Here is a 23,038-nt window from a genome sequence, read left to right on the forward strand (position 1 = left end):
GCGGAAGGTTGAGTTTCGGCCACGAAATCCTTGCGCCACCGGCGCCGGCCGACGGCCGTTCACACTCGCGGCCACCCACAACAGCCGTTGTGAAATGCGAAATTCGCAAATGGTTGTACGGAAAACTTGTGATCCAAGTCGCGGTCACCCAGAGCAAACACGCGTCGACAGCGAGATGAAGGATTGTTAAAGTTCGGGTCGCTCATGTGATCGAACTGTGAAAGCGCACGTTCGAGAGCGAGTTCCCTGAGGCGTAGTGAGCTGGCCGCAGGGCTTAGTGTCCTGTTTCGCGCGTGTCTGAGGGGTTATGGCCAAGCTGTCGCTGCGGGCTGTCCAAAAACTGACCTGCAAGAAGCGCGATGCCTGGTGGACCGTCTTCCTGGTCGACCCGGTGGCCACCCGCATGCTGATCGTCCTCGCCCGCTTCCGGTTCATCACGCCGAACCGGGTCACCTGGGCCGCGCTGTTCATCGGACTGGCTTCGGCCGGCTTCTTCCTCCAGGGCGACAGCCGGTCACTGCTCATCGGCGCGCTGCTCTACCACCTGAGCTTCATCCTCGACTGCATCGACGGGAAGCTGGCCCGTCTGAAAGGCAACGGCACGGTCTTCGGCGGCTGGCTCGACTACGTCTTCGACCGCATCCGGGTGCTGTTCTGCGCCCTCGCCCTCATGGGCGGTCAGTTCCTGCGCACCGGAGGCGAGCTCTACCTGCTGGCCGCCCTGGCCGTGGTCTTCCTGGACATGCTGCGGTACGTCGACGCCCTGCAGATCTACAAGATGCGCATGTCGATGCGCACGAAGATCGAGAAGGTCACCAGGGAACGCGCCGAGTCCGCCCGGGAAGGGGCCGAGAGCGCCGGGGCCGAGGGTCTCGAGCCCCGGACCGCCGGGCACGCCGGTGTGCCCCCGACCGACCGGCCGCTGGGCCACGTACCCGCGCAGCCCCAGGGACGCACGCCCGCGCAGCCGCGGACGACCCGGGCCGACGAGCAGCCCGCCGCCCCCGAAGCGGAGGCCCCGCGTGTGGTCTTCATGGAGGACCTGCTGCGGGACAACCCCGCCACTCCGGCCGAGACCCTGCGCGCGGAGGCCGGCGCCGAGAACGTCATCGACCTCCACGAGCAGTTCCGCGATCAGTTCCCCTGGTACATCCGGCTGCGCCGGGCGATGCTGCGCACCCGTGTGCGCCCGCACCTCATCAGCGGCATCGAGTTCCAGATGTTCGTCTTCATCGTCGGCCCGCTGATCGGGCAGATCCTGTGGACCACCGCGGTCTCCGCCGCCCTGCTGATGCTCTTCGAGCTCGTCATCATGTACAAGTTCTGGCTGTCCACCCGTGACTTCACGAGGATCATGGAGGAGCTGGACCCCGCCCCGTCCACCGCCGGAACCATCGCCCCGCACCTGCACCGGGGCCGCCACCGCCAGCGCGGCGCCGCGCAGGAGGCGCTGCTCGCCGACGAGCGCTACCGGACGCCGGAACCCGAGGACGACCCGGGCTTCCAGCCCTACCCGCAGCCGCGGTACGACCGGCTCGACCCGCGGGAGACCTACGACGCGCAGACGGCGTGGGGGACCACGGGCGGCTACGACCCCCACGGGTTCCCGACGCACGGCACCGCCACCCTCGGCCACCCCGCGCCGGCTGTGACCCAGCCGATCCCGGTCCAGCGCGTCGACGCGCCCTGGCCGCACCAGGAGGGACATCGGCGATGACCGTGCCCACCGGTCCCGGCGCGTACGGCGAGGCGTCCGGGTACGCCGCCGACCCGGCGTACGGCTACACCGCGCCCTACGTCACCGCGGCGCACGTCGACACGCTGTCCTACGCCGACCCCTCCCAGTACACCGTCACCGTCGTCGTCGCCGCCTACAACGCGAGCGCCACCCTCGACCGGGCGCTGCGCTCCGCGCTGAACCAGACCCACCGCGGCGTCGAGGTCCTCGTCGTCGACGACGCCTCCACCGACGGCACCCTGGAGGTCGCGCACCAGTACGCCCGCCAGGACTCCCGAGTCCGCGTCGTCCCCCGCCCGTACAACAGCGGCGGTGTGGGCGCGCCCCGCAACAACGGCATCGAGTCGGCGACGGGTCAGTACCTGCTCTTCCTCGACGCCGACGACGAACTGCCCCACAAGGCGTGCGAGGTGCTGCTCGCCTCCGCCCTGGCCACCGGCGCGGAGATCACCGCGGGCAGGGCGCTGCGGATCAACCTCGCCAAGGACGAGACCACCGTCTGGCAGCCGCAGCTCTACGCCACCGACCGCACGGTCTCCGGGGGCCTCGCCGCGGCACCCGAACTCTTCGACGACCCGATCGCGGCGGCCAAGCTCTTCCGCGTCGACTTCCTGCACCACCACGGCATCCGGTTCCCCGAGGGCGTCTTCTTCGAGGACACCTACTTCTCCACGGTCGCCGGCTTCTGCGCGCGGAACATCACCCTGCTCACCGCCCCCGTCTACCGGTGGATGTGGGAGCGGGAGTCCGACACGCCGTCGATCACCAACCGCCGCGCCGAGCTGCGCAGCATCCGCGACCGGGTGCTCGTGCACCAGTGGGCCGACGAGTTCCTCGCCCGGCACGGCGGGCAGGACCTGATCGCCCACAAGGGCGCCAAGTTCCTCTCCCACGACCTGCGGCTCTACACACCCGAACTGCGCGCCGGCGACGAGGCCTACCGCGACGGCTTCGTGCGGGTCACCGCGCCCTACCTGCGCTCACTGCCGTCGGACGCCTACGACCTGTGCGGGCCGATGGAGCGCGTGCGCGCCTTCGCCCTGATCAACGGCCAGGTCGACCTCGCGCTCTCCGCCGCCGACTACACCCAGCGGCGCAGCGTGCTCAGCTCCGACCTGGTGGAACGGGACGGCAAGGTCTACTGGTCCGGTGCGCTGCTGGGACGCCCGCACGCCGAGCGCTTCCTCGACGTCACCGAACTCGACCTCACCGGCACCACGCTGGGCGACGCCCGGCTGTTCAACCAGGCCACCCGCGTGGTGATCCGCGACGGCAAGCTGCACGTCACGGGCTTCATCCGCAACCAGTTCGGCCGGGTGGGGCCCAAGGACAAGATCGAGCTCACCGCCGTGCTGCGCAGGCGCAGCCCCAAGACCGACCACACCTTCAAGGTCACCGGTGTCGAGGTCGACGAGGACTACATCCGCTACCACACGTCCGTCGACCTGGACGAGACGGTCGGCCGGGCCGGCCGGCCGGCGACGTGGAACCTCTTCGTGCAGCTCCGGCACGCCGGCCAGCGGGCCACCACCACGGTGTGCGTACGGGGACTGGACCTGGAGCAGGAGCGCTACCGGGCCGACGGGACGACCTACGAGATCTACGAGACCGTCAGCGGCAACCTCGCACTGCGCCAGGAGACCAGCGAGCAGCGGGTCAAGGCCGATCCGCGCGGCACCCCCTGGCTGTGGTGGGCGACGCGGAGACTGCCGGAGTCCGTCACCCCGCAGGAACGATACGGCGCCGCTGTCGTCGTGCACTGCCACAACGACGAGTACAACCTGTACGAGTTCCTCAGCTCGCTGGCCGCGCAACGCGACTTCGAACGCACCCAGGTCGTCCTCGTCGACGACGGCTCGACCGACGCCACACCGGGGCACCTGGCGAACTTCGCCGCGCACTACCCGAACACCAGAGTCGTCCCGCAGGTCGCCATGGGGATGCGCGCCGCCTTCGACCACGGCCTGCGCCACGTCACCGCCCCCTACGTCATGTTCGCCCGCGCCCGCGACATCCTCGGCGAGGACAGCGTCAGCCACCTGCTGCGCGCCGCCCGCAAGACGAAGGCGGACATCGCCGTCGGCGACCCGGACAACTTCCCCGGTCCGCCCCGGGGCGACGACGCACCGTGGAAGCGGTACTTCGGCAAGAAGCCCGCCGACGTCTCCCACTTGCAGGACGCCCCCTACCTGGTGTTCTCCACCGGCCTGGGCGCCAAGCTGCTGAAGACCAAGCTGGTCCGCGACCAGCGGCTGCGGTGCGGAGGCGGCCCCGGCTTCGAGGACGCGTGGATGGCGGTGCCCGCGCTGCTGCACGCCCGCCGCGTCGCGCTCGCCCCCAAGGCGACCTGCTACGAACGCGACCGGGAGCAGTCGGACTCGCTCTTCGACCTGCCGTGGAACGACGCGGTCAAGGCGCAGGAGATGATCCGGCTGGCCAAGCACCTGCTCAAGCGCTCCGCCACCCTCGACGCCCGCACCCGGCGCCTGGCCCAGCGCTTCGTCGTCCGCACCTGCCAGCCCTACCTGCGCAACCTGCACCGCATCATGAGCCGGACGGAACTGGCCGCGATCTTCCCCGCGCTGTGCGACGTGTACGCGGAAATACCCGACGACCTGATCCTGCAGTACGCCACGGCCGCCATGTCCCGGCTCCAGCACCACGCCGTGCGCACCGGCAACCTCGACCTGTTCTGCGAACCGCACACCAAGCCCGACTACCGGCCGTACCTGAAGATCGACGAGCAGGGCGTGTACCGCCAGCTGGCCGCCGACCGGGTGGACACCTCGCTGCTGCGCGTGGACCGGCAGAAGGTCGTGCTGGAGACCTGCCACGTCGACGTGGGCAGAGTCACCTTCGAAGGGCTGCTGGTCCTCACCGGCGTCGACATCGCGCACATCTTCGCCAACCGGGTGCAACTCGTCCTCTCCGACGGCCGCACCGAACGGACGGTCCCCGTCGAGCAGGTCTACCGGCGCGACCGCTGGCGCACCCGCAAGGAGCAGGACTGGTACGCCGGCTGGCGTGCCGTCGCCCGACCCGAGGACTTCGCCGGCATCAACAACCGCGACCTCAGCCTCACCCTGCGCGTCCACGACGGCGACCGCCACCTCGACACCCCGGTCGACGCCCGCCAGATGCTGCACCGCTTCAAGGGCGTGCACCGCGCGGGCCGCGCCACCGTCCTCCTCACCATCGACAAGGACGAGAAGATCACCCTGCGCCGGGTCGCCGGGACCGGCCGACGGCTCGGACACAAGGCGCGCAGGTTCCTGAAGGAGTTCCGCGCCGCCCTCCCCGGCCGGCCCGGCTGGCGCACCAGGCTGCTCTACTGGCTCTTCCACCCGTGGCTGCGCGGCAAGGACATCTGGATCATCGGTGAGCGGGAGGACACCGCGCAGGACAACTCCTACCACCTGTTCAAGTGGATCCGGGAGAACGAGCCCAGGCGCAAGGTGTACTACGCGATCAACGGCGACTCCGCCGACCGGGAGAAGATCGCCCACCTGGGCCAGGTCATCGACCGCCTCTCCTGGAAGTACCGGGTGTACCTGCTGCACGCCACCCGGCTGATCAACGCCTACGACCTGGAGGCGTACCTCGGCTTCCCGGGCCTTTCCAAGCGGGCCTTCCTCACCGGCTACGGCGACCTGCTGCGCTACCGGCGCGTGTTCCTGCAGCACGGCGTGGTCTACAACGACGTCGCCCCGTCCATCCACGCCCAGGTCACCAACGTCGACATGGTGCTCACCACCGGCCGCAGCGAGCGCGCCTACTACGCCGAGCACTGCGGCTACGGCTACGACCGGGTCGCCGCCACCGGCCTCCCGCGCTTCGACGCGCTGAAGCCCGTGCCGGGGCTGCGCCGCGTCCTGGTGATGCCCACCTGGCGACGGGACATCGTGGCGCCCTCCTACAACAAGGCGGCCAAGCCGGAGATCCCCTTCGCGGCCTCCGAGTACTACCGCTTCTTCTCGTCGCTGCTGCGCGACGAACGGCTGCTGAAGGCGCTCCAGTACTACAACGTGGAGCTGGAGTTCATGCCGCACTACGAGATCCGGCCGTACCTGAAGCACTTCCGCATCGACCACCCGTCCATCACGGTCTCCACCACCGGACGCGACGTGCAGTTGGCGATGCGCGAGTGCTCCATGCTCGTCACCGACTACTCGTCGGTCTTCTTCGACGTCGCCTACATGGGCAAGCCGATCGTCTACACGAACTTCGACGACGAGGCCTTCTACAGCAAGCACTACAAGCGCGGATACTTCGACCTCGCGCGCGACGGTTTCGGTCCGACCTGCGCCACCGTCGACCAGGCGGTGGACGAGATCATCGCCTCCATCGAGCGGGGCTTCGAGGTCGAGCCGCGCTACCGCGAGCGGGCCGAGGAGTTCTTCGTCCTGCGCGACACCAACAACTGCGAGCGGGCCTTCGACGTCATCGACACGATGGACTCCGCGGTCGTGGGCGACCCGGGCCTGCCGTCCGCCCCGCTGGTCATGGGGCGGTCGGACGAACAGCAACGAGTGGGGGGATGACGCCGTGCGGCACACGAGGATCTTCCTGGCCGGCGATTCCAGCGTGACGAGCCGGCAGCGGAGCATGGCACCGATGGTGGGCTGGGGCCAGGCGCTCCAACTGTTCATCCAGGGCGCCGAGGTGGTCAACGCGGCGCGCGCCGGCTCCAGCTCGCGCAGCTTCCTGGAGCGCGGCCGGCTGGACTGGATCCTGGAGAACATCGCCCCCGGGGACCTGCTGCTGGTCTCCTTCGGGCTGATCGACATGAAGCCCGGCGACGGCCGCTTCACCGAGCCGTTCGGCGACTACCAGTGGTTCCTGCGCCAGTACGCGCACGGTGCCCGCGACCGGGGCGCTCACCCGGTGTTCGTCACCAGCCACGAGCGGCGGGTCTTCGACGACCACGGCAACATGCGCAGGCCGCTCGGTCTGTACCCGACGGCGATGCGCGAACTGGCGATGAGCCTGTCCGTCCCGTTGATCGACCTCAACGAGTGGAGTGTCGGCTGGTGGCGCCAGGCCGGTCCGGAGGGCACCAAGGAGCTGTTCCTCTACCTGGAACCCGGTGAGCACCCCAACTACCCCGACGGCGTCGCCGACAACACGCATCTGCGCGGCCACGGGGCCACGGAGTGCGCTCGGTTCGTGGCCGACGACATGCGGGCCAAAGGGCTGCTCACCCAGCAGTTCTTCCGCAACCTCGACGCGCGCATCCCGGAGTCGGCGCTGGAGTTCCTCGACGACCACGTCTTCGAGGAACTCACCCGGTCCCGGGTCGGCGGGCGTGCCGCGGCGATGAGCGGAGCCGTGTCGTGAGCGGCGCGTGGTACCCGATCGCCCGGGCGTGGGTGACCCACCCGCGGGCGCCCCACATCGGTGGCACGCTGGAACTCTTCGCCGACACCGATCCGGCACGTCCGGTCGCCCCCGGCCAGGAGTTCGGCCTCACCCTGGCCGTCACCCCCACCGGCGGTGCCTACCGTACCTACGGCTACCTGCTCGACGACTTCCTCGGCGGCGCCGCCACGATGGTCCGCCACCAGGGCCTCAGTCACCTCGACAACGGCCGGTACGCCACGTACGCGACCGATGCCGAGCCGCGCACCGTCACCTGTCTGGTCCGGGTGCAGGACAGTGCCCCGGAGGGCGCGGTGCTGTTGCCCCGCGTCATCGTCGGCCTGATGCACGCCCCGGGCGACAAGCTGATCCCGTCGACTGCGGTCTCGGACGCCGGTTTCCGGGTACGGCGCCATTGGCTGCCGGGGCAGAACATCACCCTGCGTCCGGGCGGACGGGCGGTACTGCCGGCCGGCCACACCGTCGCACCGGGGCTGCGCTTCATGGGCGTGGGGCTGGCCCGCCACGGCGTGCTCACCTGCATGCCCGACGGCAGCGTCACCTACCAGGCGGATCCGGCGCACCTGGGATACGACCGTTTCGAGTTGGCCTTCGAGGACGGGCGAGGGCATCGGGTCTGGTCGGAGGTGACCGTGCACATCGGTGACTTCGGCGCCTCCCCGGGCGCGCTCGCCACCTATGGGTAGACCCCGTGCGGGCGCGCTGCTGGCCGCCGTGCTGTGCTGCGTCCCGGTCGGCTGCACCGCTCCGGACACGCCGCCCCGGTCGGCGGACACCTCCCGGCCGGCCGGCCCGGCGTCGTCGCCCGTGCCCGTCCTGCCCGCCGGGGTCCGTTACCAGGAGGTCACCCGGCATGTCGGTGCCGGAGAGCCCGTGCGTCTGTACGTGCTGCGCGTCGCGCCCGACGCACGGGCGCGGGTCGTCGCGGTGCACGGGGACGGCATGGATCGGGGCGATACCGTCCGCTCCCTGGCCCGAAGGGCCGGGGCGCTCTTCGCCGTCAACGGCACGTACTTCGACGTCGGCCGCGGTGGCACCGGTGGCGGCGGGGATCCGATCGGTCTGTACGCCGAGAACGGCCGGGTCCTCAGCGAGGCGCTGGCGGGCCGGCCCGCCCTCCTGCTGGGCCGCGACGACGGCGGACTCGACGCGCGTGTGACCGAGGTGTCCACCGCCGGGCGGATGCGCGCCGCCGACGGAGCCCGGCGCGGGATCGACGGCGTCAACCGGACGGCGGGCCGTGTCCCCGGCTGCGGCGGTACCGGTGGCGACCGGAACGCCACCGACGGACGCCCGATGACACAGCCGTCCCGAGGGGTGTGCACCGACGCCGACGAGGTCGTGCTCTTCACCGCCCAGTTCGGTGGACGGACCCCGGCCGGACCGGTCGGCAGTACCGAACTCCTGCTCGCCGCGGACGGAACGGCGCTGAGGACCCGCACACCCGCGGGCGGGCCGCTGCCCGAGGGCGGTGGTTCGCTGTACGGCATCGGAACCGGCGCCGGGTGGCTGCGCGCCCACGTCCGTCCCGGCACCCGCCCCGCCGTGTCCGTACGGATCACCGGTCCCGGGGGACGGCGGCTGACCGGTGCCGTGTACGCGGCCCTGGGCGGCAGCGCCCGGCTGCTGCGCGACGGAGAGGTCGATCCGGACGCCCAGCGGCTCGGGCCGGGCCGGGAACCGCGGACCGTGGCGGGCGTCACGGCGGACGGCACGCTGCTGCTGATCGCCGTCGACGGCCGGGCGCCCGGAGAGAGCGTCGGGGCGAGCCCGGTCGAGGCGGCGCGGCTGGCGTGCTCCCTCGGCGCCGTCGAGGCGGTCAACCTCGACGGTGGCGGCTCCACGACCGCCGTCCTGGACGGACACGTACGCAACAGCCCCCGCGGCGGCGAGGACGCGGCCGTGACCGAACGGCGGGTGGCGAATGCGATCGCCGTCCTTCCGGAATGACGCCGGTGCCGACCGCGCCGGGCCGGGGACATTCAGGAAAGCGTGACGTTGCCCGCCGGGGCCGAGAACAGAGAACCGCCGGTACTCATCGAGATGTACACCTCGTAATCCCCGGGCTGAGCGTTCGTGAGCGCGACGCCCTTGTACCCGGAGGTGGCGAAATACGCGAAGTCGTAGGTGCCGAAGTCGCCGCGTCGACGGTGCGGGCGCACTGCCGCCGGTTTGCGGGACATGCCGAGCCGGAAGGAGTACGCGGCCTGCGTCCCGCGCAGCACCAGGTAATAGGTCGCGTGACCGTGGGCGGCGGCCTCGATGCCGTGTACGAAGAAAACCCCCTCGACGTGCAGGGTGCGGTCGTCGAGCCAGCTCTTCTCCAGGGAGAAGGCGGTCTCCTGGGAGATGTGGCCGATGATCGGGCGCCGCAGCAGTCGCACCCGGTTCTCGTCACCGATCAGGGAGATCTCGAGCCCGCCGAAAGGGCGCCGGATGTCGAAGGGCCGCCGGGCCACCAGTTTGGTGCGCCGGTCTATTCCCTCAGCCGGACTGGCGACCCGGACCGACAGTTCGTACGCGCCCCCGGGTATCCCGGTCATCGGAATTCCGGTCCTGGCCTCCGGTTCGAAGCCCCCGTCCGTGTAGTCCCGGGCGAACCGGTCGAAGTAGAGGCTGTAGGTGTGCTTCGCCTCGGCCGTGGACAGCGGGAACTCCCAGTGCCGTCCGCCGCCTTCTATCACCAGGCTCTTCACCGACGGGAATTCACCGTGCGGGGATTCGCCAGGAATGAAGGCGTGCCCGCTCAGCAGGAGGTTGTTGCCACGGATGTCCTGCTTGTTCAGCACGGCCGTCAGTGCCTCCGTGTGGCGCAACTCGGCCAGGTGGCGCTGCCGTTCGACCGGATCGACCTGCGCGTTCCCGTTCTCCACGAAGCCCAGTCGGGGGACGGCGCCTTCGGACAGGGCGGCCAGGACACCACACACCAGGGGCAGGTTGTACCCGGACACCTCGCCGTGCTGCCGTACCAACGGGGAAGCGGTGCGGACCAGGTTGAAATTCTCACAGGCCCAGAAGAGCTGCAGATGCGGACCGATTTCCGTCTCGTACTGCTCATCGGCCTCGGACGTGAAGAGGTAGATGTTGTGGCCCTGTCCGCCGTAAGCCTTCAGCAGGTCGGGAATGGCGGAATCCAGCATGTCGACGTGTGTCTGCGGCATATCGTCGCCGAGCATGTACCGACCGGTTTCCGGGCGGTCCCGCACGTAAGTCCCCACGAGGAACTGCGGAACCACCGTGGCAATGTTCCGGAAGCCGTACTTCAGGCCGAAGTAGAGGGCCGCGCTTCCGCCTTTGGACACCCCGAGGAGACTGACCTGGTCACGGCCGAGCCCCAACTGCCGCAGCGTGGAATCGATGAGTCCGGCCACGGCGGCCTCGATGTCGAAGTTCATCGACCGGCACATGTAGTAGCTGTAGTGCCCGTCGAAGTCGTCGCGGATCCACAGCACATTGGCCCGCAGTCCGTTCAGCGACTTCCCGGCGAAGTGGTATCCGTTCGGCGCCGCGAACCCGGAGAACACCACCACCAGGTGCCGCACATCACCTTCCGCCGCACGAAATCGATACTCGACGGGCACCGCTCCGGAAGTGTCGGTACCGGTCACCACGGCGCGGCGGTCGACCGTCGCGAGGTTCGGCGCCAGTGGAGGGAGTTCGCCGTTCATGAATGTCGTGTCCGCTTCTGTGTGATGTCCGCCCCCGGCTTCCAGGGGAAGCCCCGGAAGTGTATCCGGCGGTTGTCGCACCGGCGAACGTGATTCCTGCGACAGCCGAACACCACCGAGGATTCATGGGGAAACACATAACGGTCGCGTTGCCGGCCTGCTCGCGGCATTCCTTCCCCGGCCGTCCCGGGCCCAGCGGCTGGAACACCATCGTGCTCATCGCCTGACCCACGGGCACAGGAAGAGGGCCCCCGCCCACGGCGGAGGCCCTCTTCACGTACCGGCAGGCTTCGGGGTCACGCCGGGACCGAAGCCACCCCGGCCTCCAGGAACCGCTTCCCGTTCACCCGCTCCGAGACGCCCTCGCGGTCCAGGTACGGCGTGATGCCGCCCAGGTGGAAGGGCCAGCCGGCGCCGGTGATCAGGCAGAGGTCGATGTCCTGGGCCTCGGCGACGACGCCCTCGTCGAGCATCAGGCCGATCTCCTGGGCCACCGCGTCCAGGACGCGGGCGCGGACCTGCTCCTCCGTCAGGACGGTGTCGCCCTGCTTGAGGAGCGCGGCGACCTCCGGGTCCAGCTCGGGCTTGCCGCTGTCGTAGACGTAGAAGCCGCGCTTGCCCGCCTCGACGACCGCCTTGAGGTTCGGGGAGACGGTGAAGCGCTCCGGGAAGGCCCGGTTCAGGGTCTCCGAGACGTGCAGGCCGATCGCCGGGCCGACCAGCTCCAGCAGGACCAGCGGGGACATCGGCAGGCCGAGCGGCTCGACCGCCTTCTCCGCCACGTCCACCGGAGTGCCCTCGTCGATGACGTTCTGGATCTCGCCCATGAAGCGGGTCAGGATGCGGTTCACGACGAACGCCGGGGCGTCCTTGACCAGGACCGCGGTCTTCTTCAGCTTCTTGGCGACGCCGAAGGCCGTGGCCAGCGAGGCGTCGTCGGTCTGCTCGCCGCGGACGATCTCCAGCAGCGGCAGGACCGCGACCGGGTTGAAGAAGTGGAAGCCGACGACCCGCTCGGGGTGCTTCAGCTTCGACGCCATCTCGGAGACGGAGAGGGACGAGGTGTTCGTCGCCAGGATCGCGTGGGCCGGGGCGACCGCCTCGACCTCCGCGAAGACCTTCTGCTTGACGCCCATCTCCTCGAACACCGCTTCGATGATGAAGTCGGCGTCGGCGAAGCCCTCGGCCTTGTCCAGGACGCCGGTCACCAGGGCCTTGAGACGGTTGGCCTTGTCCTGGTTGATCCGGCCCTTGCCGAGCAGCTTGTCGATCTCGGCGTGGACGTAGCCCACGCCCTTGTCGACGCGCTCCTGGTCGATGTCGGTCAGCACGACCGGCACCTCCAGGCGGCGCAGGAAGAGCAGCGCGAGCTGGGAGGCCATCAAGCCGGCGCCGACGACGCCCACCTTGGTGACCGGGCGGGCCAGCGACTTGTCGGGGGCACCGGCGGGACGCTTGCCGCGCTTCTGCACCAGGTTGAAGGCGTAGATGCCGGAGCGCAGTTCGCCGCCCATGATCAGGTCGGCGAGGGCCTGGTCCTCGGCGTCGTAGCCCTGCTGGAGGTCGCCGTTCTTGGCGGCGGCGATGATGTCCAGGGCGCGGTAGGCGGCCGGGGCCGCGCCGTGCACCTTGGAGTCGGCGATGAAGCGGCCCTTGGCGACGGCCTGGTCCCAGGCCTCGCCGCGGTCGATCGCCGGACGCTCGACGGCGATCTCGCCCTTGAGGACGGACGCGGTCCAGATCAGCGACTGCTCCAGGAAGTCCGCGCCCTCGAAGATCGCGTCCGCGATGCCGAGTTCGTAGACCTGTGCGCCCTTGAGCTGCTTGTTCTGGTTGAGGCTGTTCTCGATGATGACCGAGACGGCCTTGTCGGCGCCGATCAGGTTCGGCAGCAGAGTGCAGCCGCCCCAGCCGGGGACCAGGCCGAGGAAGACCTCGGGGAGGGAGAAGGCGGGGAGGGCCGCGGACACCGTCCGGTAGGAGCAGTGCAGGCCGATCTCCACGCCGCCGCCCATCGCGGCGCCGTTGTAGTACGCGAAGGTCGGCACGGCCAGCTTCGCCAGGCGCTTGAAGACGTCGTGGCCGCCCTTGCCGATGGCCAGCGCGTCCTCGTGCCGCTTCAGCAGCTCGACGCCCTTGAGGTCGGCGCCGACCGCGAAGATGAACGGCTTGCCGGTGACGCCGACGCCGACGATGTCGCCGTCCGCGGCCTCCTTCTCGACCTGGTCGATGGCGGCGTCGATGTTCGCCAGCGACTGGGGGCCGAGCGTGGTCGGCTTGGTGTGGTCGTGGCCGTTGTCCAGGGTGATGAGCGCGAAGCGCCCGGCGCCCAGGGGGAGGTCGAAGTGGCGCACGTGGGCGCTGGTGACGACCTCGCCGGGGAACAGCTCGGCCGCACCCTTCAGCAGCTCTGCGGTGGTGCTCACTTGTCCCCCTCGAAGTGCGGGTTCTCCCAGATGACCGTCGCGCCCATGCCGAAGCCGACGCACATGGTGGTCAGGCCGTAGCGGACGTGCGGCTGCTCCTCGAACTGGCGGGCCAGCTGCGTCATCAGACGGACGCCGGAGGAGGCCAGCGGGTGGCCGAAGGCGATGGCGCCGCCGTACTGGTTGACGCGCGCGTCGTCGTCGGCGATGCCGTAGTGCTCCAGGAAGGCGAGGACCTGGACGGCGAAGGCCTCGTTGATCTCGAAGAGGCCGATGTCGGAGATGGAGAGCCCGGCCTGCGCCAGGGCCTTCTCCGTGGCCGGGATCGGGCCGTAGCCCATGACCTCCGGCTCCACGCCCGCGAAGGCGTAGGAGACCAGGCGCATCTTCACCGGGAGGTCGTTCTCCCGGGCGAAGTCCTCGCTCGCGATGAGGGAGGCGGTGGCGCCGTCGTTCAGGCCGGCCGCGTTGCCCGCGGTGACCCGGCCGTGCACGCGGAACGGCGTCTTGAGACCCGCCAGGTTCTCCAGCGTGGTGCCCGGACGCATCGGCTCGTCGGCGGTGACCAGGCCCCAGCCCGTCTCGCCGCCCTCGGGGTTCGTACGGCGCACGGAGACGGGCACCAGGTCGGCCTGGATCTGGCCGTTGGCGTACGCCTTGGCTGCCTTCTCCTGCGAGCGCACCGCGTACTCGTCGGCGCGCTGCTTGGTGATGCTCGGGTAGCGGTCGTGCAGGTTCTCCGCGGTCATGCCCATGAACAGGGCGGACTCGTCGACCAGCTTCTCGCTGACGAAGCGCGGGTTGGGGTCGACGCCCTCGCCCATCGGGTGGCGGCCCATGTGCTCGACACCGCCCGCGATCGCGACGTCGTACGCGCCGAAGGCGACCGAGCCGGCCACCGTGGTGACGGCGGTCAGGGCGCCCGCGCACATGCGGTCGATGGAGTAGCCGGGGACCGAGGTGGGCAGGCCCGCCAGGATGCCGGCGGTGCGGCCGATGGTCAGGCCCTGGTCACCGATCTGCGTGGTCGCGGCGACCGCGACCTCGTCGACCTTCTTGGGGTCGAGACCGGGGTTGCGGCGCAGCAGCTCCCGGATCGCCTTCACGACCAGGTCGTCGGCGCGGGTCTCGTGGTAGATGCCCTTCGGGCCCGCCTTGCCGAACGGGGTGCGGACGCCGTCTACGAAGACGACGTCCCTGACGGTACGAGGCACGATGGCTCTCCTCCAGGGTGCGGGATGGCACTGCTGCGGCACGCATGCACTGAGCGCGCGCTCAGTCCCATGCTACTTGTGGGTAACGTAGCTGCCCAGTCCCCCCGGCGCGAGCGGCGAACGTCACACCGCTGGAGGCGTCCTCGACCCGCGCCTTCCTACGACGCGCCCTCGACCAGCGCCCTCACGAGCACCGGCGTCACCTGTTCCACCTGCCAGGGCCGGGCCCCGTGCCCGGCGAGGGCCGCGCCCACCGACTCCTCGTCGAGGGTGGCCGGCGGTTCCCAGCACACCCTGCGCACCGTGTCCGGCGTGATCAGGTTCTCCTGCGGCATGTTCAGCCGCTCGGCGAGGGCCGTGACCGCCGCGCGCGCCGCGGTGAGCCGGGCGGCGGCGGCCGGGTCCTTGTCGGCCCAGGCACGCGGGGGCGGCGGGCCGGTCACCGGCTGGCCGGGCTGCGGCAGCTGCGACTCCGACAGGGCCCGGGCCCGGTCGACCGCGGACTGCCACTGCTCCAGCTGCCGGCGGTTGACCCGCCCGAAGCCGTTCAGCGCGGCCAGCGCGTGCGCGTTGGGCGGCAGCGCGAGCGCCGCCTCGACGATGGCGGCGTCCCCGAGCACCTTGCCCGGCGAGACGTCGCGGCGCTGCGCGATCCGGTCCCGCGTCTGCCACAGCTCGCGGACGACGGCGAGCTGGCGGCGGCGGCGCACCTTGTGCATGCCGGAGGTGCGGCGCCACGGATCCTTGCGGGGCTCGGGCGGCGGGGCGGAGGCGATCGCGTCGAACTCCTGCCGTGCCCACTCCAGCTTGCCCTGCCGGTCCAGCTCCTTCTCCAGCGCGTCGCGCAGGTCGACGAGCAGCTCGACGTCGAGCGCGGCGTACCGCAGCCAGGGCTCGGGCAGCGGGCGGGTGGACCAGTCGACGGCGGAGTGGCCCTTCTCCAGGACGAAGCCCAGCACGTTCTCCACCATCGCGCCGAGGCCGACGCGGGGGAAACCGGCCAGCCGTCCCGCCAGCTCGGTGTCGAAGATGCGGGTGGGGACCATCCCTATGTCGCGCAGGCACGGCAGGTCCTGGGTGGCCGCGTGCAGCACCCATTCGGTGTCGGCGATCGCCGCGCCCAGCTCGGAGAGGTCGGGGCAGGCGACCGGGTCGATCAGCGCGGTGCCGGCGCCCTCGCGCCGCAGCTGCACCAGATAGGCGCGCTGGCCGTAGCGGTACCCGGAGGCGCGCTCGGCGTCGACGGCGACGGGGCCGTGCCCGGCGGCGAAGGCGGCGGTCACCTCGGCGAGGGCGGCCGCGTCGGCGATCACCGGCGGAATGCCCTCGCGTGGTTCCAGCAAGGGGGTCGGCGCCTGACTCGCAGAAGATCCGGCGTCGTCCGGAGGGGCGCCTCCGGTGGTTCGCAGTGAAGGGTCTGCTGCGGTTTCGTGGGCGTCGGTCACCTGTCAAGGGTATCCGTGGATCGACCGCGCCCGCCGACGGAACGTTCCGTCGGCGGGCGCCGGGGGGTCGTAAACCAGTCAGGTCGGTGAAAGATCGGCTACCGGGGGACGGTGGCGGCGGTCATGGACGGGAGGGGAGAAGGGGAGGGAGGAGTGCGGGGAGTGGGGGAGCGGTCAGTGGATGATGCCGGTCCGCAGGGCCACGGCGACCATCCCGGCGCGGTCGCCCGTGCCGAGCTTGCGGGCGATGCGGGCGAGGTGGCTCTTGACGGTCAGGGCGGACAGGCCCATCGAGACGCCGATCGCCTTGTTGGACTGGCCCTCCGCGACCAGCCGCAGCACCTCCACCTCGCGGCCGGACAGTTCGCGGTAGCCGCCCGGGTGGCTCGGGGCGCCCGGGGGGCGGCGGTGCAGGCGGGCGGCGGCGGCGCCGATGGGGGCGGCGCCCGGCCGGGTGGGCAGCCCCACGTTGGTGCGGGTGCCGGTGACGACGTAGCCCTTGACGCCGCCGGCGAGGGCGTTGCGCACGGCGCCGATGTCGTCGGCGGCGGACAGGGCGAGGCCGTTGGGCCAGCCCGCGGCGCGGGTCTCCGACAGCAGGGTCAGGCCGGAGCCGTCGGGGAGGTGGACTTCGGCGACGCAGATGTCGCGGGGGTTGCCGATGCGGGGACGAGCCTCCGCGACGGACGAGGCCTCGATGACGTCGCGCACACCGAGCGCCCACAGGTGGCGGGTGACGGTGGAACGGACGCGCGGATCGGCCACGACCACCATGGCGGTCGGCTTGTTCGGGCGGTAGGCGACCAGGCTTGCAGGCTGCTCGAGGAGAACGGACACCAGGCCTCCTGGGGTGCGGGACGGGGCCGGCTCGTGGGGGACGAAGCCGGGACGAACCGTGCTTTCAAGGTCACAGTCGTCTTCGGCACCGAACGCGTCCGCCTTTAGAGAATGATCACGATCTGGTGAGTAACAATCCGAGCAATTCGGACACGCGGTCGATCATTCGAAGATCGAACGGTTTCGCACTTTGTCGATACGGGCCCGAAAGTGGCCGTGTCGACAAAGTGACGGAACGTTTCCTGAGCCGAAAAGCCCCCGGGTCGGACACCGAACCGGGGCAAGGCAGAGGTGCGGAAGGGCAGGAGGAGAGCAGAGCCGAGCGGCGAGGAGAGCAGAACAGAAAGCGGAGCAGGGAGGTGAGCAGAGCAGGGAGGTGAGCAGAGCGGCGGGACGAGGAGAGCGGAGAAGGTGAAGGGCGAAGGGGGCGAAGGGTCGAGCCGGGAGGGCCCGGCCTAGCGCGACTGAGGGCCGCGGCGCTGCGGCAGCGTCACGATCGACGCGTCGCCGGGCGCGGCCGGCGGCAGACCCGCGACCTGCGCCAGCAGATCGCACCAGGACGCGAGGTGCGCCGCGGTGTCCGGGACCCCGCCCAGCCCCTCACGCGGTGTCCACGACGCCCGGATCTCGATCTGCGAGGCCGACGGCCGTGCCGAGAGCCCCCCGAAGTAGTGAGAACTCGCCCGGGTGACCGTGCCGCTGGGCTCGCCGTAGGTCAGGCCGCGCGCCTGCAGCGCGCCGGTGAGCCAGGTCCAGCACACGTCCGGCAGCAGCGGGTCCGCGGCCATCTCCGGCTCCAGCTCGGCCCGCACCAGCGTCACCAGCCGGAAGGTGCCGTGCCAGGCGTCGTGGCCGGCCGGTTCGTGCAGCAGCACCAGCCGTCCGTCGGCCAGGTCCTCGTCGCCGTCGACGACCGCCGCCTCCAGGGCGTACGCGTACGGGGCGAGCCGCTTCGGCGGGGGCACCGCCTCCACCTCGATCTGCGGCCGCAGCCGCGCGGCCCGCAGCGCCTCCACCGCGGCCGCGAAGGGCGGCGGGGCCGCACTCCCCGAACGCCGGGAATCCCCCTCCGCACCCTTCGTCCCGTCCATTCCGCCAGCGTCGTCCGACAGTCGTCCCTGAGCCGCAGCCATGCGGGGAAGGTTAAGCGGAACAGCGCCCCGGCGCAGGGAGGGACACCCGCGTGCGGGCGCGATGTCCGGATCACGTCGTCCCGCGCGGGCGCCCCCGCGCGGCTCGCGCGCGGTCGCACCCGTGGTCCGGCGCTCTCCGAGGGGCATGCGAGACTTGCCGGTGTGAGTGCCGAACAGAGCCCCGTGGGCAAGCAGCCGACCGCCACGTACGACTCCGCGTTCCTCAAGGCGTGCAGGCGTGAGCCGGTGCCGCACACCCCCGTGTGGTTCATGCGGCAGGCCGGGCGCTCGCTGCCGGAGTACCGCAAGGTGCGCGAGGGCATCCCGATGCTCGAGTCCTGCATGCGGCCGGAACTGGTCGCCGAGATCACCCTCCAGCCGGTGCGCCGGCACGGCGTGGACGCGGCGATCTACTTCAGCGACATCGTCGTCCCGCTGAAGGCCATCGGCATCGACCTCGACATCAAGCCGGGCGTCGGCCCGGTCGTCGAGAAGCCGATCCGCACCCGCGCCGACCTGGCCCGGCTGCGCGACCTCACCCCGGAGGACGTCTCCTACGTCACCGAGGCGTACGGCCTGCTCACGCGCGAGCTGGGCGCCACCCCGCTGATCGGCTTCGCGGGTGCCCCCTTCACCCTCGCCAGCTACCTCGTCGAGGGCGGCCCGTCCCGCAACCACGAGCACACCAAGGCGCTCATGTACGGCGACCCGCAGCTGTGGGCCGACCTCCTGGACCGCCTCGCCGACATCACTGCGGCCTTCCTCAAGGTGCAGATCGAGGCGGGCGCGAGCGCCGTCCAGCTCTTCGACTCCTGGGTCGGCGCCCTGGCCCCCGCGGACTACCGTCGCTTCGTGCAGCCGGCCTCCCGCAAGGTCTTCGAGGCCGTCGCCGGGTACGGCGTGCCGCGCATCCACTTCGGTGTCGGCACCGGCGAACTCCTGCGCGACATGGGCGAGGCCGGCGCGGACGTCGTCGGCGTCGACTGGCGGGTCCCGCTGGACGAGGCCGCCCGCCGCGTCGGCCCCGGCAAGGCGCTCCAGGGGAACCTGGACCCCGCCCTCCTCTTCTCCACCACCGAGGCGGTCGAGGCCAGGACCCGCGAGATCCTGGACGCGGCGGCGGGCCTGGAGGGCCACGTCTTCAACCTCGGCCACGGAGTCCTGCCCGACACGGACCCGGACGCGCTCAGCCGCCTCGTGGAGTACGTCCACACCCGGACCGCACGCTGACGTCCGGCCCGTCCCCGACCGGCGTGCTCGGCACGCCCGACGGGGACGGGCCGTCAGGCCGGGGACGGCCCGTCGGACCGGGGACCGCCCGTCACCCGTTGCGCGCGTACCAGGCCAGGCACCGCCGCCAGGTCGCCAGGCCGGAGACCAGCACCACCGCGGCGACCAGCGGTGACAGGTGCACCAGCGCGGAGGAGACGGGGACCGTGTCCGCGTGGCCGGTCAGCCACGCCGCCGGGTAGTAGCCGGCGAACGCGATCGGCACACCGAAGGTGAAGGCCCCCTGGAGGGCCACCGGGAACACGCTCAACGGGTAGTTGCCGAAGTTCCCGGCCGTGTTGTCCAGCCAGAAGAACAGCGACTCGCTGCCCCGGAACCTGAGCACCAGGCCGGCGATGTGCAGATTGAGCCCGAGTTCGATCACCGTGGCGGCGGCGACCGCCACGATCAGGAAGCCCAGCGCGGCCGGCGACCACGTGACGTCCAGCAGCGACAGGCAGACACCGAACGACGCCCCGGCCACCACCAGGTCGCCCAGCGCGTTGACCGGTGCCTCGTAGGTGAAGACCTGGAGCAGCACCGGGGCCGGGCGGGTCCTGAAGGCCTCGAAGCGGCCCTCCCGCAGGAGATGCGGGATCAGCCCGAGATTGCCGAAGAACAGCATGTACAGCCCGTGCCCCAGCATGCGGATGCTGCTGATCAGGAGGATCTCGCCGAGGTCCCAGCCGGCCAGGGACGGGAAACGGCTGAAGATCACCGCCGCGAAGAGCAGCACCGTGATCTGGTAGGTCACGCCGTTGGCGACGGCCATCGCGAAGTCCGCGCGGTTCGCCAGCTGGCTGCGCAGACCGGCGCGCATGATCACGGCGGCCAGCCGCAGCCGGCCCACCCGGCGGGGCGCGGGAGCCGTCGCGGCCGTCGCGGTCGTCACGGGGGCGGTGTCCGGACGCATCGGCCTCACCCGCCCAGGACCAGGAGACGACGGGCGGCACGCCGCCACACCAGGCGGCTCAGCGCGGCCAGCAGCACGCACCACAACGCCTGTTCGGCCAGGTACGGCCAGCTCTCCGCCGCGTCGATGCGGCCCGTGTAGAGGGAGACCGGCACGTTGATGGTCGCGGCGAACGGCAGATGCCCGGCGACCGTCCGCAGCCCCTCCGGGAAGAACCACAGCGGGACCAGTCCGCCGGAGAGCAGCAACTGGGCGAAGGCCACCAGCCGGTTCACGCCGAAGCTGGTGATCGTCCAGAAACTGGTGAGGTCGACCAGCAGGGCGATCTGGTAGAAGACCACCTGGCCCAGGGCGTAGGCCAGCACGGTCACCGCCGCCGCGGGCCCGGACGGCGGCAGCGCGACCAGGCCGCAGACCACGCCCACGACCAGGCCCACCAGCAGCCACAGGGTGGCGTACAGACTCTCGCCGAGGCCGCGCCAGGCGCAGTAGCGGCGGGCCGACAGCGGACGGACGAACCAGAACACCACCGAACCGTCGCGGATCTTGCTCTGCGCGGTCTCCTGGGAGGCCCCCTCCATGATCACCCGGCCGGTCCCCATCAGCGTGGCCAGTACCGAGTACGTGATGGCCTGGTCCATGTCGAGGCCGACGACCCGCTCGCCGCTCTCGCCGTACAGCGCCCGCCACAGCAGCACGTACAGGAACACCTGGGTGACGATCACGAACGCGGTCGCGGCCAGCCGCGGCCGGTAGGCCCACTCGGTGCGCGGCACGAGCAGGAGGAGCCGGTACGCCCGCCCGTCCGTTCGGGCCGCCCCGCCGGGGCCTTCCAGCACGCTCATCCGCCCGCCCCCGGCGCCCCGGCCCGCTGCTCCCGCCCGCGCCCGTGCAGGGCCCGCAGGACGTCCTCCGCCGTCGCTCCCTCGTACCGCACCGAACGGACCGGGTGCGCGGCGAGCAGCTCGGCCGTCACCCGCGCCCGGTCCGCGCCCGGCAGCGGTCTGACCCGGACGCTCGGGCCCTCGCGGGAGACCACCTCGGCGGTCAGCAGATCCAGTGGAGGCGGCGGGGTCTCGAACTCGACCAGGAAGACGGACTCCGTCCCGGCGACCGACAGCCGGTCACGGGGGCCGTCGTGGACCACCCGGCCGCGGTCGATGACGACGATGCGATGGCACAGGGCCTCCACCTCCGCCATGTCGTGCGTGGTCAGCACGACGCAGTGGTCCCCCGTGGCGGCCAGCCGCGACAGCAGTTCGCGCACCTGGTCCTTGACCAGCACGTCCAGGCCGATGGTGGGCTCGTCGAGGAAGAGCACCCGGGGCCGGTGCAGCAGCGCCGCCGCCAGGTCGCACCGCACCCGCTGGCCGAGGGAGAGGAAGCGCACCGGGGTGTCCCAGAACGCCGACAGCGACAGGACGTCGTCGAGTTCGGCGAGAGAGCCGCGCCAGGCGTCCGCCGGCAGCCCGTGGATGTCGCGCAGGATGGAGAACGAGTCCCGGGCGGGCAGGTCCCACCACAACTGGGTGCGCTGCCCGAAGGTGACGCCCATGTTCCGGGCGTTCGCCTCCCGGTCGCCGTACGGATCGAGGCCGCACACCCGGACCGTGCCCGCCTCCGGCAGCAGCAGGCCCGTCATCAGCTTGATCAGCGTGGACTTGCCCGCGCCGTTCTGCCCGAGCAGCCCGACGAACTCGCCCCGGCCGATGCGCAGATCGACCTCGCTCAGCGCGAGTGCCCGTCCCGCGCGCCGCCGCCGGAAGGGGTGGCGGACGCTCCAGGAACCGGCCCGGTCCCAGGTGCGGAAGGACTTGGTGACGGCGGCCACGTCGACGACGGGCCCCGGGGCCCCCGGCGCGCTCACGAGCGGACCGCCTCCGCGTCCGCCGCGCCGCTCAGCACGGCCGCCGACACCAGCGGGTACAGCAACTCGCCCACCGCGGCCAGCCACCGGACGGGGACGACCCGGCGCAGCGCCCCCGGCGCCAGGGTGGACAGCGCCGCCCGCGCCGCGGGCCGCCCGAGGTCGGGGAAGCCGCCGAGGTCCCCGGTCACCACGCCCAACGCGTAGGCGGTGGTCCAGACTTCGGCGAGCAGCACGTCGCTGACCCGGTCGTGGACGACGTCGCGGTGCGGGAGGGTCTCCAGTGCCGTCCGCAGCGACGCCACGACCTGTTCCCGGCCCAGGCCCCGTTCCAGCAGGGCCTCCTCGGCCGGCACCCGGCGCCAGCCGTCCGCGCTCGCCGGGTCGCGCAGATAGACCACGGCGAGCTGTTCCCACCAGCAGAAGTACGGCACGGCGCGCATCGCGGGCAGCAGGGAACCGCCGGGATCGCCGTCGGGGGCGAGGCAGGCGGCGCTGCGCGGGCCCATGACGTCGTTGCCCACCAGGCTCGGCGGATTGGCGTGGTCGACCGGGCCGGCGACCGGGACCACCTTGTCCACGGAGTGCAGGTAGTCGAGCAGGGTCACGTCGTCGGTCGCGTCCGGGGCGGCCTTGGCGGCGGCGTACTCCTCGAAGCCGAGGGCGAGTTCGGCGGGCAGCACCAGGGCCACGGACGGCAGGTAGTCGTCCACCACGGGGGCCCAGGCGTGCCCGAGCAGCGCCGCGGCGCGCACCGCGTTGGCGGTGCGCGAGCCCCACTCCGTGAAGAGGCTGACGGAGTCCCGCGGCCGGGCGGCGGCGAGTGCGGCGACGGTCTCGGCGAAGCCGGGGGAGAGCAGGGCGTCGTCCTGGAGCACGAGATGGTGCGTGGCGCCCGCGGTGACCGACTGCCAGGCCCGGCGCGCGGTGCGCAGCGCCGAGGGCGGGCCCTGCGGCTCCGGGTCGGTGACGATCCGGGCGGCGAGCGCGGGGTGCGCCTCGGCCAGCGCCCGGGCCGCGGCCTGCCGCCGCGGGTGGGCCATGACGACGGTGGACAGGCGGACGTCGGAAGGGTTCGTTGTCATCTCGGGTCTTTCTCGCGGGTGTCGGGGCTCGCGGTGCGGGGGCCGGCGGTGCCGGGTCTCGCGG

16 protein-coding genes are annotated in these 23,038 nt (G+C 71.4%); 6 read left to right on the forward strand and 10 right to left on the reverse strand.

Going from position 1 to position 23,038, the window contains the following annotated elements:
- The first annotated feature begins 307 nt into the window (after window positions 1–307).
- Genes ACFZP7_RS26520 through ACFZP7_RS26540 form a run of 5 tightly spaced genes read left to right on the forward strand, consistent with a single transcriptional unit; the run spans window position 308 to window position 9,067 of the window.
- The gene (locus ACFZP7_RS26520) at window positions 308–1,717 is read left to right on the forward strand and encodes a CDP-alcohol phosphatidyltransferase family protein (protein ID WP_239099600.1); all 1,410 of its coding nucleotides are present in this window, start codon (window positions 308–310) and stop codon (window positions 1,715–1,717) included.
- On the forward strand, window positions 1,714–6,279 hold the full coding sequence (locus tag ACFZP7_RS26525) for a glycosyltransferase (RefSeq protein ID WP_385636154.1): 4,566 nt from the start codon (window positions 1,714–1,716) through the stop codon (window positions 6,277–6,279). Before ACFZP7_RS26520 ends, ACFZP7_RS26525 begins: the two co-directional genes overlap by 4 nt.
- Before the next feature lie 4 nt (window positions 6,280–6,283).
- Entirely contained in the window at window positions 6,284–7,075 is a 792-nt protein-coding gene (locus tag ACFZP7_RS26530) for a rhamnogalacturonan acetylesterase (RefSeq protein WP_046249169.1), read from the forward strand.
- The gene (locus ACFZP7_RS26535; protein WP_385636156.1) at window positions 7,072–7,803 is read left to right on the forward strand and encodes an Ig-like domain-containing protein; all 732 of its coding nucleotides are present in this window, start codon (window positions 7,072–7,074) and stop codon (window positions 7,801–7,803) included. Before ACFZP7_RS26530 ends, ACFZP7_RS26535 begins: the two co-directional genes overlap by 4 nt.
- On the forward strand, window positions 7,796–9,067 hold the full coding sequence (locus ACFZP7_RS26540; protein WP_385636159.1) for a phosphodiester glycosidase family protein: 1,272 nt from the start codon (window positions 7,796–7,798) through the stop codon (window positions 9,065–9,067). The genes ACFZP7_RS26535 and ACFZP7_RS26540 overlap by 8 nt, the downstream gene beginning before the upstream one ends.
- A gap of 32 nt (window positions 9,068–9,099) precedes the next feature.
- Here ACFZP7_RS26540 and ACFZP7_RS26545 read toward each other — a convergent pair whose 3' ends face one another.
- The 6 genes from ACFZP7_RS26545 to ACFZP7_RS26570 all read right to left on the reverse strand — a co-directional run bounded on the left by ACFZP7_RS26545 (window position 9,100) and on the right by ACFZP7_RS26570 (window position 17,840).
- Window positions 9,100–10,785, reverse strand: a complete 1,686-nt coding sequence (locus ACFZP7_RS26545) for a hypothetical protein (protein WP_223780640.1) — start codon at window positions 10,783–10,785, stop codon at window positions 9,100–9,102.
- Window positions 10,786–11,081: 296 nt separating this feature from the next.
- Window positions 11,082–13,211: a 3-hydroxyacyl-CoA dehydrogenase NAD-binding domain-containing protein gene (locus ACFZP7_RS26550; RefSeq protein ID WP_385636162.1), complete on the reverse strand. Its 2,130-nt coding sequence runs from the start codon at window positions 13,209–13,211 to the stop codon at window positions 11,082–11,084.
- Window positions 13,208–14,425, reverse strand: a complete 1,218-nt coding sequence (locus ACFZP7_RS26555; protein ID WP_385636165.1) for a thiolase family protein — start codon at window positions 14,423–14,425, stop codon at window positions 13,208–13,210. The genes ACFZP7_RS26550 and ACFZP7_RS26555 overlap by 4 nt, the downstream gene beginning before the upstream one ends.
- A gap of 158 nt (window positions 14,426–14,583) precedes the next feature.
- Window positions 14,584–15,870: an HRDC domain-containing protein gene (locus ACFZP7_RS26560; RefSeq protein WP_385636168.1), complete on the reverse strand. Its 1,287-nt coding sequence runs from the start codon at window positions 15,868–15,870 to the stop codon at window positions 14,584–14,586.
- Window positions 15,871–16,044: 174 nt separating this feature from the next.
- The gene (locus ACFZP7_RS26565) at window positions 16,045–16,707 is read right to left on the reverse strand and encodes a response regulator transcription factor (RefSeq protein ID WP_019325953.1); all 663 of its coding nucleotides are present in this window, start codon (window positions 16,705–16,707) and stop codon (window positions 16,045–16,047) included.
- Window positions 16,708–17,162: 455 nt separating this feature from the next.
- Entirely contained in the window at window positions 17,163–17,840 is a 678-nt protein-coding gene (locus tag ACFZP7_RS26570; RefSeq protein WP_078911823.1) for a DUF3000 domain-containing protein, read from the reverse strand.
- A 162-nt stretch (window positions 17,841–18,002) separates the two neighbouring features.
- Here ACFZP7_RS26570 and hemE point away from each other — a divergent pair, with 162 nt between their 5' ends.
- Window positions 18,003–19,070, forward strand: coding sequence for a uroporphyrinogen decarboxylase (gene hemE / locus ACFZP7_RS26575; RefSeq protein WP_031015636.1), 1,068 nt, complete (start codon window positions 18,003–18,005; stop codon window positions 19,068–19,070).
- A 91-nt stretch (window positions 19,071–19,161) separates the two neighbouring features.
- On the opposite strand, the gene ACFZP7_RS26580 is transcribed toward hemE, so the two are convergent.
- The 4 genes from ACFZP7_RS26580 to ACFZP7_RS26595 are packed head-to-tail and all read right to left on the reverse strand — an operon-like array spanning window position 19,162 to window position 22,974.
- Window positions 19,162–20,001 (reverse strand): ABC transporter permease, encoded by an 840-nt coding sequence (locus tag ACFZP7_RS26580; RefSeq protein ID WP_159050903.1) that lies wholly within the window; start codon window positions 19,999–20,001, stop codon window positions 19,162–19,164.
- Window positions 20,002–20,027: 26 nt separating this feature from the next.
- Window positions 20,028–20,867, reverse strand: coding sequence for an ABC-2 family transporter protein (locus tag ACFZP7_RS26585; RefSeq protein ID WP_125537709.1), 840 nt, complete (start codon window positions 20,865–20,867; stop codon window positions 20,028–20,030).
- Window positions 20,864–21,889, reverse strand: a complete 1,026-nt coding sequence (locus ACFZP7_RS26590; protein WP_030974655.1) for an ATP-binding cassette domain-containing protein — start codon at window positions 21,887–21,889, stop codon at window positions 20,864–20,866. The genes ACFZP7_RS26585 and ACFZP7_RS26590 overlap by 4 nt, the downstream gene beginning before the upstream one ends.
- Window positions 21,886–22,974 (reverse strand): hypothetical protein, encoded by a 1,089-nt coding sequence (locus ACFZP7_RS26595; protein ID WP_385636171.1) that lies wholly within the window; start codon window positions 22,972–22,974, stop codon window positions 21,886–21,888. The genes ACFZP7_RS26590 and ACFZP7_RS26595 overlap by 4 nt, the downstream gene beginning before the upstream one ends.
- Window positions 22,975–23,038 lie beyond the last annotated feature (64 nt).

Origin of the sequence: Streptomyces sp. SudanB5_2050 (assembly GCF_964272335.1) — a bacterium.
Classification (GTDB): Bacteria; Actinomycetota; Actinomycetes; order Streptomycetales; family Streptomycetaceae; genus Streptomyces; species Streptomyces rochei.

Bases quoted from the DNA above. Each gene is read 5' to 3' on its own strand.
- ACFZP7_RS26520 (WP_239099600.1), top strand. From the start codon at position 308: ATGGCCAAGCTGTCGCTGCGGGCTGTCCAAAAACTGACCTGCAAGAAG.
- ACFZP7_RS26525 (WP_385636154.1), top strand. From the start codon at position 1,714: ATGACCGTGCCCACCGGTCCCGGCGCGTACGGCGAGGCGTCCGGGTAC.
- ACFZP7_RS26540 (WP_385636159.1), top strand. From the start codon at position 7,796: ATGGGTAGACCCCGTGCGGGCGCGCTGCTGGCCGCCGTGCTGTGCTGC.
- ACFZP7_RS26545 (WP_223780640.1), bottom strand. From the start codon at position 10,785: ATGAACGGCGAACTCCCTCCACTGGCGCCGAACCTCGCGACGGTCGAC.
- ACFZP7_RS26570 (WP_078911823.1), bottom strand. From the start codon at position 17,840: ATGGCTGCGGCTCAGGGACGACTGTCGGACGACGCTGGCGGAATGGAC.
- ACFZP7_RS26585 (WP_125537709.1), bottom strand. From the start codon at position 20,867: ATGAGCGTGCTGGAAGGCCCCGGCGGGGCGGCCCGAACGGACGGGCGG.
- ACFZP7_RS26595 (WP_385636171.1), bottom strand. From the start codon at position 22,974: ATGACAACGAACCCTTCCGACGTCCGCCTGTCCACCGTCGTCATGGCC.